9 protein-coding genes are annotated in these 9,030 nt (G+C 36.3%); all 9 read right to left on the bottom strand.

Annotated elements, in window-relative coordinates; genetic code table 11:
- A partial coding sequence (locus tag AC1DRQ_RS04705) for a hypothetical protein (RefSeq protein ID WP_477422504.1) occupies positions 1–686 on the bottom strand: 686 nt, incomplete at its 3' end.
- 66 nt (positions 687–752) lie between these two features.
- On the bottom strand, positions 753–1,547 hold the full coding sequence (locus AC1DRQ_RS04700; protein WP_477422503.1) for a hypothetical protein: 795 nt from the start codon (positions 1,545–1,547) through the stop codon (positions 753–755).
- A gap of 122 nt (positions 1,548–1,669) precedes the next feature.
- A complete protein-coding gene (locus tag AC1DRQ_RS04695; protein ID WP_477422501.1) occupies positions 1,670–2,578 on the bottom strand; it encodes a glycosyltransferase in 909 nt (302 codons plus the stop codon).
- The gene (locus tag AC1DRQ_RS04690) at positions 2,578–3,792 is read right to left on the bottom strand and encodes a glycosyltransferase family 4 protein (protein ID WP_477422500.1); all 1,215 of its coding nucleotides are present in this window, start codon (positions 3,790–3,792) and stop codon (positions 2,578–2,580) included. The genes AC1DRQ_RS04695 and AC1DRQ_RS04690 overlap by 1 nt, the downstream gene beginning before the upstream one ends.
- An 18-nt stretch (positions 3,793–3,810) precedes the next feature.
- Entirely contained in the window at positions 3,811–4,791 is a 981-nt protein-coding gene (locus AC1DRQ_RS04685) for a glycosyltransferase family 2 protein (protein WP_477422499.1), read from the bottom strand.
- Complete coding sequence (locus tag AC1DRQ_RS04680) at positions 4,791–5,840, bottom strand: hypothetical protein (RefSeq protein WP_477422497.1); 1,050 nt, start codon at positions 5,838–5,840, stop codon at positions 4,791–4,793. The genes AC1DRQ_RS04685 and AC1DRQ_RS04680 overlap by 1 nt, the downstream gene beginning before the upstream one ends.
- Before the next feature lie 59 nt (positions 5,841–5,899).
- Positions 5,900–7,288 carry an MBOAT family O-acyltransferase gene (locus tag AC1DRQ_RS04675; RefSeq protein ID WP_429395269.1) on the bottom strand — a complete coding sequence of 463 codons (1,389 nt, stop codon included), beginning with the start codon at positions 7,286–7,288 and terminating at the stop codon, positions 5,900–5,902.
- Complete coding sequence (locus AC1DRQ_RS04670; protein WP_477422495.1) at positions 7,278–8,225, bottom strand: glycosyltransferase family 2 protein; 948 nt, start codon at positions 8,223–8,225, stop codon at positions 7,278–7,280. The genes AC1DRQ_RS04675 and AC1DRQ_RS04670 overlap by 11 nt, the downstream gene beginning before the upstream one ends.
- Complete coding sequence (locus AC1DRQ_RS04665) at positions 8,222–9,022, bottom strand: glycosyltransferase family 2 protein (RefSeq protein ID WP_477422494.1); 801 nt, start codon at positions 9,020–9,022, stop codon at positions 8,222–8,224. Before AC1DRQ_RS04665 ends, AC1DRQ_RS04670 begins: the two co-directional genes overlap by 4 nt.
- Positions 9,023–9,030 lie beyond the last annotated feature (8 nt).

Below are 9,030 nucleotides of genomic sequence, written 5' to 3'. Positions count from 1 at the left end.
TAGTCTACCTTATCACTGTCGTAAGCAATAATACCACCATTTACAAAGCTTATGCATGGGATATGATATTTATCTTTTAATGTATCTTCATTATCAACAAAATATGAGTTATCCAATTGCTCTTTCATATAGATAGATTTTTTATGTGTATAAGCATCTATAAGTTGTGCAGGATAGTTAAAAAAGATCATGTCACTATCTAAGTGAACAGACCAGGACGGCCGTGAATGAATATTAATTAAGCGCTTAAAAAATGGATGCCATCCCTGGAGGTATCTTAATGTAGGATATTTTTCTTTGGGAAGAAAATGGTTGAGATGTGCACTTACCTGATGATCAGAAATAAATATAACACCTTGAATGATTTTTTCTATCGATGCTTTATGTCCGTTATCAAGTGTTCCATCGGAATAGATGTTTATTCTAACACGTCCCAGTAAAATATTGGCAAGAGAATAAGCACAAAACAAAGTCTGGTGCCAATATTTAGCACCGGTGAGGTAACTTACCTCCAATATAAAATCAGCCGTTAATTTAACAGGTGTAAGGTTTGTGGCAGCTTTTTCCATTCGTTTTTCCCCCTGATAAATTTTATGCCAACCTACCAGCCCAAAGTGCTTTAGATTGTACCTGATAGGCAGGGTAGGTTCAAAAATAAGCTTATAAATTAGTGGGCCTATTCTCATAAATTGGTGATAAACAATGACGATTTAACATAATAGATGTTTTAAATACGTTCCTTTTATAAGTGCTCAACTTAACACTTTCTTCCATGCCTTTGTGTAGTAGATTTTTTTTGAAAGATCAACGTAATGATGCAGAACAGGCGTGCTATCGTTAATAATTACCGGATTTACCTTGTATAGATCTGCGTTTAAAATAATTGATTTTTTATTTCCGATAAGCATGGCTGTCAGCGCCTGCTCCAGGTAATAAGAGGTTCCTTCTTTTTCTTCAAGCGTTTTTATCCAGTTTTCAAGTTTTATCCAGTCAATATCTGCACTTTTTTGACCGATAATCCCAACATTTAGTAGATCAGGTATAGGGTTGCCGCTAAGTTCCTGCATAAGTTGTTTTGAATATCCATAACTCTCCGTACAGTCTAACATATATACAGGTTGTGTCGGATTTTTATACCAGCTTATAACTTCCATGGGTCTTTTCCAGAATAACATATCCGAGTCCATGACCAGTTTCCAATTATCGCCGGGAATCGTATGGATATCTGTTAACTTTTTCAGATGAGGGTATATTTTCCTTTTTTGTCGCAAACAGGGATAGGTACTTTCTGGTAAATATTTATCCAGGTTATTAGCAATGTTTTTTTTTGTAACTATTTTAGAGCCAGGTAGTTGTTTTTCAATCTGTGCAATCATAGCCTTGTCAAAACTACCGTCATCAACCAGAATAAATTTAAATTTTTCGGAAGCAACTTTCGTAAGCGAATGGATACAGAACAAAGTTTGATAAAGATAATTTTTACCTGTTAAAAAATGAACAGGTAAGCCATCGTCATAATTTTGAACTGGTGTTAAATTTTGCGACATCTTAGCCATTTGCCTGCGTCCCCTCATCATTGCCTGATAGCTAAAATACCCGCCGAAGCGTTTGTAGCTGTTTAGCTTGGATTTTGGGTATCTGTAAAATGTATTTATTACCTGTTGAAACACTATTTAACCATCCCCTCAAACATGCCGCATGCACCATGCCATTTGATTAAGTTTACCTCGTTTTTCCATGGTTTGTAGCTGAAGTACGCCTTTAGTTTTCTAAATGCTAAGGTCCGCTTACTGATGTTATCCCATGGATTGATGTTATGTTTTTCAAGCAATTGAACCCAAGACTTATTGGTGTTGCGAATTAACTTTGAAAGATAATCTACCTTCATTCTTTCTTCCGGGATGATATGCCAAAGCACTAACTCCGGAAAATAGCCTGCTTGCCAGCCTGATTTTAAGATTTCCACTACAATCTCGTTATCTCCCCCCGACATTAATGAGGTCGCGGTGCGGTCTGCTATAATATTTTGTCCTGAAGTGATGCTGTTGACGTATGATTGCAAAGCCACCTTTCTAATAACCATACCAGCGCCTATCGGCGCCGCTGTAGGATAATTTTTTGCCCATCGGTTAATGACTTCTTTATCTCCCAAATCCCTTAATGCGAGATTTATGTAAAACTCTTTTAACCAATGAGGTGGCGTGCACTCAAATTCGGGCAAGGATTTACCGCCTGCACAACCTAATTGCGGATGCGCCGCAAAGGTATTTAAAGCAATTTGGAGATAATTAGCCTCCAAAATATTATCATCATCGACCATTATAATAATATCTCCCTTAGCTTCATTAAAGCCTTTTATCCGCGCATACGTTAGCCCCTGGTGGTATTCTTTTACGATTTTTAAATTTGGAAAACCGCTTAGATCAAGTTGGTGTTGAAAGCTGTTTGTGGAATTATTATCAATGATTATTATTTCCCATAATGAAATATGCAGTGATTGATGCCTAAGCGCATTTAATACGCTACTAAACTTATTTAAATCGGGATTGTAGGTAGGTATAATTAAAGAAATGAACATCAATTATAGCTATTAATGATTTTCTGATAATAGATGGCAGAACTAATGGCTAACTGTTTAGCTGTGAATTTAGCTTCAACTGTTTTTCTGGCGTTTAAACCCATAGTTTTTCTGGCATGCACGTTTGCTATTAATACCATGAGCTTGTTGGCCAGGCTTACTACATCACCTGTATCTGCAAACAGACCATTGTAACCATCTTCAATTACATCTGTAACGCCACCAACTCTGAAACCAATAACGGGTTTGCCGTAACTCATTGCCTCTATGTATATCAACCCAAATGATTCGTAGCGGGATGGGGCAACAAAAATATCACATGTGGCATATGCTGCCCTGGTTTCTGTCTGGCTTAAAGAACCATAAAATATTACCTTTTCAATGATATCCGTCTGATGCTGAACCTGAAAGGATTTCTCGTAAAAGAGCTCATTATCAGATCCTATTAGCTTAAAAATTATGTTGGTATATTGCTTTAAGACAATGGGAATAGCATTTAACAGCAAGTCAATACCTTTTCGATATTCAAACCGACCAACAAATAATATTGTTGTAGTGTTAGAATTATTGGGTTGATGGGAAGGTAATAAAGGCAAAGGGAGCCCGTGCGGAATGACGGTAAAACGGCCGGCTTTAATACTATAGGTCCGTTCCATTTCCAGTGCATGGTGTTGGGCGTGGGTAATAAGGTAACGACTCTTCCTGATCATGGCGATTTCTATTTTACCCAGTTTGTTCAAAAGCCGGGATTTAAATGGGTAAAACTCATCCGCTATTTGCAAAAAAGTGGTACTTACCCGTATTGAAACAGGGATTTTTGGTTTTTTTAAAAAAAGATTTAAATAACATAACGAGTAATAGTTAGTTGTTTCAATAACGTCAATCTTATACTCTTTAATAATTTTATCCAGTCTTTTAAATGTTATCAGCATACATTTTAATTGGAGCAAAAAACTGCGTACTGCCCATTTACGACCCCAAAACTTATTGGTTTTTTTTGACAAACGTACCGGAAAAGTAAGCTGGGTTATTTGCGGATGATGCTGTTTTTTTCGAATAGGATCATTTTCACCATAAGATGGCCTTATATGAATGACAACCACATAATGACCTTCATCTATCAAGGCATTTGCAAGAGTAAAAAAATGGTTCGCTATACCACTGCTGATAGTTTGTTCATCCGGATAGTAGGGTGTAAGCAGACCGACGATCATTTGATTATTTTATGTGGCTTATCTTATCGAAGCCCATTTCAATGATTTTTTAATCAAATACAGGAGTTTTTGCTTAGTGCTCACTGTCATTAATCCCTCATTGAATGCYATTGTGTTTAAGTGTAACAATTCATTTAAAAATGATTTGAATTTAGTTTCATCATAAATATGATGAATATTATTTGCCTTAATTAGTTTATTTATCCAGGCATTTACCTTGGGCAAATAATCATAGGATATAATAATCGCGGTATAAAACATGTAGTCATGTATCCTCAGCTCGCTATTGTTTGGTTCAATTCCAAGCACGCTTAACTGATCTTTTATAATTTTAAATTTATACTCCCTTTGCAAGCGGTTTTTCCTGCTTGAAATTTGATTGTTACTTATTCTGTAATGGAGTACCTTATGGTTAATATTGGCAATCTGAAACTTTTTTGATATGCTAACCCATAGTTCATAATCTTCACTCACCTCAAAATCTTCGTTATAAAACAGGTTGTTTTCTTGTATTGTACTATTTCTTAGCATTACGGTGGGTTGGCAAATTGCACAATCAAATAGCAGATTGATTTTTATAAGCTCAGGATCTGTATAGGAAACCCAGTTAAAATTGCGTATGGTATCCTGCTGGCCAATAAAATCAAAAAAACCACCGCATAAAGCAATATCTTTATGTGTTTCCATATATGCAAATTGCCTTTCAAGCCGGTCTGGTAATGATAAGTCATCACTATCCATACGAGCTATATATTTGCCTTTTGCAAGCTGCAATCCCAAATTTTGAGTTTTAGGCAACCCAATATTCAGTTCGCTGTGATGGAATCGGATTCTTGGGTCATGATACGATAAAATGATCTCTTTTGATTCGTCCGTTGAGCCATCATTGAGGATAATAAATTCGAAATCGGTGAATGTCTGGTTCAGTATGCTGTCAATAGCTTCTCTTAAATAAGCGGAACCATTATAAACAGGCATTACTACTGATATTGCCGGCATCAATTAATTTTTTTCAAAGTTCTGTTGGTTTCATTCACCCAAAGTCCAAATCCTTTAGGGTTCCAATGCGCGTCGCTCAGGTAATACAGATTTTGGCTGTTTGATCTGTAAATTTTATAAACACTGATCAATGGCAGGGTGGTTTGTTGTTCAATTCTTTCCAGTAAATGATTATAAGGCATGCGTTTATCATCATAGAGGGATACCGGGTTTGGGATAATGGTAAGCCATGTTTTTTTAAAGCCTATCGATGTATAGTAATTTTTTGCCGTTTGCAGATTGAATACTGTACTGTCAATCTGTTTTGCTGATTTGTAATTGAAGGCCGAATGAACATCGGCAGTATCAACTGTTATGTTCAGCAACAATCGCTTCTTATCGGTACTCACTGCTACTTCTTTAGCTACCCTGCCAAATAAATTATAGTTTAAGTCGGCCTTCAACTCTTTTATCGGTGTAAATAATGTATCATCAAACAGTAGCAGGTCTAAATTTCTGCTCAAGTCTTTATTAAAGATAACATTGCTAATACGCTTAAAAATTGAAGCCGGCTGATCATTATTGTTTCCTGGTACAGGGTAAGACAGGCCATAGTTATGCTTGGCTTTAATATCAGCTTTTGTCCATTTTATTTCGCCGGTTTGATTGGGATTATATCCGTTAAGGTTGCGCTCCGCAAACTCCAATATCAAGTAATTTTGTTTGGTACTATCCAATTTGATTGGCCCAAAGGGAAAGCGCCTATCTAAAAAAATTATATTATCAAAACCATCAAATGCACTTGTAAGGGTTTTGTCAGCCAAAAAGCTATCGCCGATAATATATAGTATGCGATTTGTTAATAACTTTAAGTTGTTTGACGGGTACGTTTTAAAAGGCTCAAGCTTATGTCGGTATGGAGTAAGGTAAGATAAACCATAAAGATCTCCGTATCCCCAACGATCTGACCTGATGAGGATGCGCTGGTATAAAGATCTTGCTGTATCCTGTGTGTTCAGGTGATCAAAATACCTATCCTGTTTTATACGATTAATAAACGAGCGATTCATTGCGGTCAGCAAGATTATCGAGCTAATTGTCAGTATCAATATATCTGCTGTTTTTTTCATCAGAACTGAAAATATATAAACTGAGCCTCATTAAATACGCCAAGAAAATAACAAGCTATAAAAAATATTAAAGATGTTAATAGCATTTTGCGGTTTGAAAGTTGGACCTTACGCTGTAAATACCACTCGCCCGCCAATAAACCAATAATAATAAATATGCAATAAAAAATTTCTTTTAACTGCATGATATTTGCAGCTGTATAGGTAAAACCATTCATAGAGAAAATTTTATTCAGAATGTAAAAACCGTCGGTAATAGTATTAGCCCTAAAAAATGTCCAGCTTAGGCAAACCAGATTAAAAGTGAGCAACCACTTAAAAAAATAGGGGCCTTTTATTTCGACCCGGAATTTTTTGAGTAGCTGGTAGCCAATTAGCAGCAATCCGTGTATCAAGCCCCACATAATGTATTTCCAGTTTGCACCATGCCATAAGCCACTAATGATGAAAACGACGAGGATATTGGCGCAGGTTATTGAAAATTTTTTCCTGCTGCCGCCAAGCGGAATGTATATGTAATCCCGATACCAGGTTGAAAGCGATATATGCCAGCGCTGCCAAAACTCTGAAATATTTTTGGAAAGATAGGGCATATTAAAATTGCGGATCAGTTCAATGCCCAGTGTTAGTGCGGTGCCAATAGCAATATCTGAGTAGCCGCTGAAATCACAGTATATCTGAAATGCAAAAAAATAAATTGCCACAAGTAGATCAATGCCAGGATGACCGTGCGGGTTGTTAAATACAGGATCAACGTATAAACCTAATCGATCAGCGATCACCATTTTTTTAAACAAGCCTATTGTTATTAGGAACAGCCCCTTTATAAAGGTTTTTTTATTAAACCTGCGCGGATGGTGCAATTGTGGTAAAATATGTTGGGGCCTTTCAATGGGACCGGCTACCATTTGCGGGTAAAAAAGTACATATAAAGCATACAGGCCCAGGTGTCTTTCGGCCTTCTGGTTGCCTCTGTAAACCTCAATGGTATAACTCATGGCTTGAAACGTATGGAATGACAGGCCAATGGGTAATAATATATTTATAAGCGGTATCTGCGGACCGTTAAATGTTTGAGTGATATAATTAATGTTTCCGGTAAAAAAATTAAAGTATTTGTAAAAAGCCAGCACGCCAATATTGGCTGCCAAACTTATTAGCAGGAACAGTTTTTTGGTTTTGCTTTGTGCTTTTTCAATTAATATACCCGCTACGTAGTCGACAATGATAGTAAAGAGTATAATTAAAATATACTCAGGTTTAAAATACATGTAAAAGTAACAGCTGGATATGAGCAGCCATATCCATCGCAGTTTTGGCGAAAGCAGATAATATGCACTGGTAACTATTAAAAAGAAAAACAGGAACAGGAGTGAGTTAAACAGCATTTAATCTTTTTAATACTGTTTTAAAAAGTTTGTAGGGGACTTTTGCATCACATGACAATGCAAGTTTTAACACTTCCATGTTTTCTTTTATAAAAAAGTGCCTTAAAGACGGATTCCATATCGCGTATATTTCTGAAAGTCTTTTCTGCCGAATGTTTTTGTCAGGATGTGCGTCAACCATTTTTTTAAACTTCAGGATAGCTCGATACAGTTCTTTTACCTTGACCAGGCGCGCGTTGACATTGGAACGCGTGGTATGTGCATGATACCTAAAGTAGTTTAGGGGYAGGTGGCAGTAGTATACACGGGATTCCTGCATCAAAGAAAACCATGTCCACCAATCGCCTGTGAACCTCAGGTTTTCAATTAGCTTAACAAATGGGGTGTTCAAGTATGCTGATTTTTTAAATACAGAGCAGCTGGCATTGGGAATGGCACAAATTATATGGTTGTATTTTGAATTAATCTCCCGGCCGTCTAATTCAAAATCTGCCTGCCATAAATTTATATCCAGATATTCCATCCATCTGCTCCATCTGCCTAAGGGGGCATTGTTTTCATTTATCTCTGTGGAGTCGGTATAAACTAAGCCAATGGTATCATCAGCAAGCATCTTAGTCATACAGGTATTTATAAATTCGCAATCAGCATAATCATCACTTTCGGCTATCCAGATATATTTTCCCGAGGCTAATTCAATACCTTTGTTCCATTGTTTAAATGTGCTGCAGCTATTAACGGAATTATATATGATATGACTCACTTTGGGGTGATACCGGTATGTTTCAATAATATCCTTACTGTTATCGGTTGAGGCATCATCTAATATAATAAGCTCAAAATTCTGGTATGACTGGCATAAAACGGTTTCAATACGCTGTTGTAAAAACCTGGCATGATTATAATTGGGGATAATTACTGAAATATGGATGCTCATTTTAACTTTATCAGCTTCTTTACAGCCTTTACAAAGTATTTTAAGGTTGTTCTGAAATAATTTTTCTGATCATTTTCATAAAATTTCTGATAGTATATCCCTTTCCGAACCTGATCTAAAACAGCAACCTTATGTTTCAAAAGGATATAATTTTGATTAGCTTCGAATCGATCGTCCGTCATATTACCAATCATCGATTTTTTATTGATCCGATAACCAAATAGTTCTTCATCTATAAATTTAAAGCGGAATCCTTTTAAAAAACTGTGTACCCAAAATTCCCAATCTTCATGGCCGGCAAAGGGCATATGCTCGTCATAATTGGCAACCTGTTCCCAAACCGTTTTCTGGAATACTGCACATGCATCGATATAATTTCTGGATAATAAATCACTACCGTTAAACGCATAAGTGATGAATTTTCTTTCAGGCAAATCCTCACCAAAGAAAAAGGGTTTGGCATATACAATATCATAATCCAATGTTTCGAGCCATTTTACAGCCTTTTTTATATAATCGGCTGTTACTTTATTATCCGCATCTAAAGGCAGTATGTATTTTCCTTTTGCCTCCTGTATCCCCCTGTTCCTTGAAAATCCTAACCCCTTATTTGATTGGTGTAATATTTTTATACCCTTCTGCTCAAGCTGTTCCAGTACTTTTAGGGTGTTTAAATCCGTCGACCCATCATTAATAATAATGATTTCAATATTATTATAGGATGAATCTAAAACGCTGTTAACCGCATCATGTAAAAAATGACCATCGTTATAACAAGGTATAATTACGGAAACCATTATAAGAT

This window comes from Mucilaginibacter sp. P4_E8 (assembly GCF_056401495.1).
Note: the sequence above shows the minus strand (reverse complement) of the source record. Positions and strands in the feature narration are given on the sequence as shown.

Excerpts from the sequence above, each read along its gene's own strand:
- AC1DRQ_RS04700 (WP_477422503.1), bottom strand. The coding sequence starts at position 1,547 with ATGTCGCAAAATTTAACACCAGTTCAAAATTATGACGATGGCTTACCT.
- AC1DRQ_RS04695 (WP_477422501.1), bottom strand. The coding sequence starts at position 2,578 with ATGTTCATTTCTTTAATTATACCTACCTACAATCCCGATTTAAATAAG.
- AC1DRQ_RS04690 (WP_477422500.1), bottom strand. The coding sequence starts at position 3,792 with ATGATCGTCGGTCTGCTTACACCCTACTATCCGGATGAACAAACTATC.
- AC1DRQ_RS04680 (WP_477422497.1), bottom strand. The coding sequence starts at position 5,840 with ATGAATCGCTCGTTTATTAATCGTATAAAACAGGATAGGTATTTTGAT.
- AC1DRQ_RS04675 (WP_429395269.1), bottom strand. The coding sequence starts at position 7,288 with ATGCTGTTTAACTCACTCCTGTTCCTGTTTTTCTTTTTAATAGTTACC.
- AC1DRQ_RS04665 (WP_477422494.1), bottom strand. The coding sequence starts at position 9,022 with ATGGTTTCCGTAATTATACCTTGTTATAACGATGGTCATTTTTTACAT.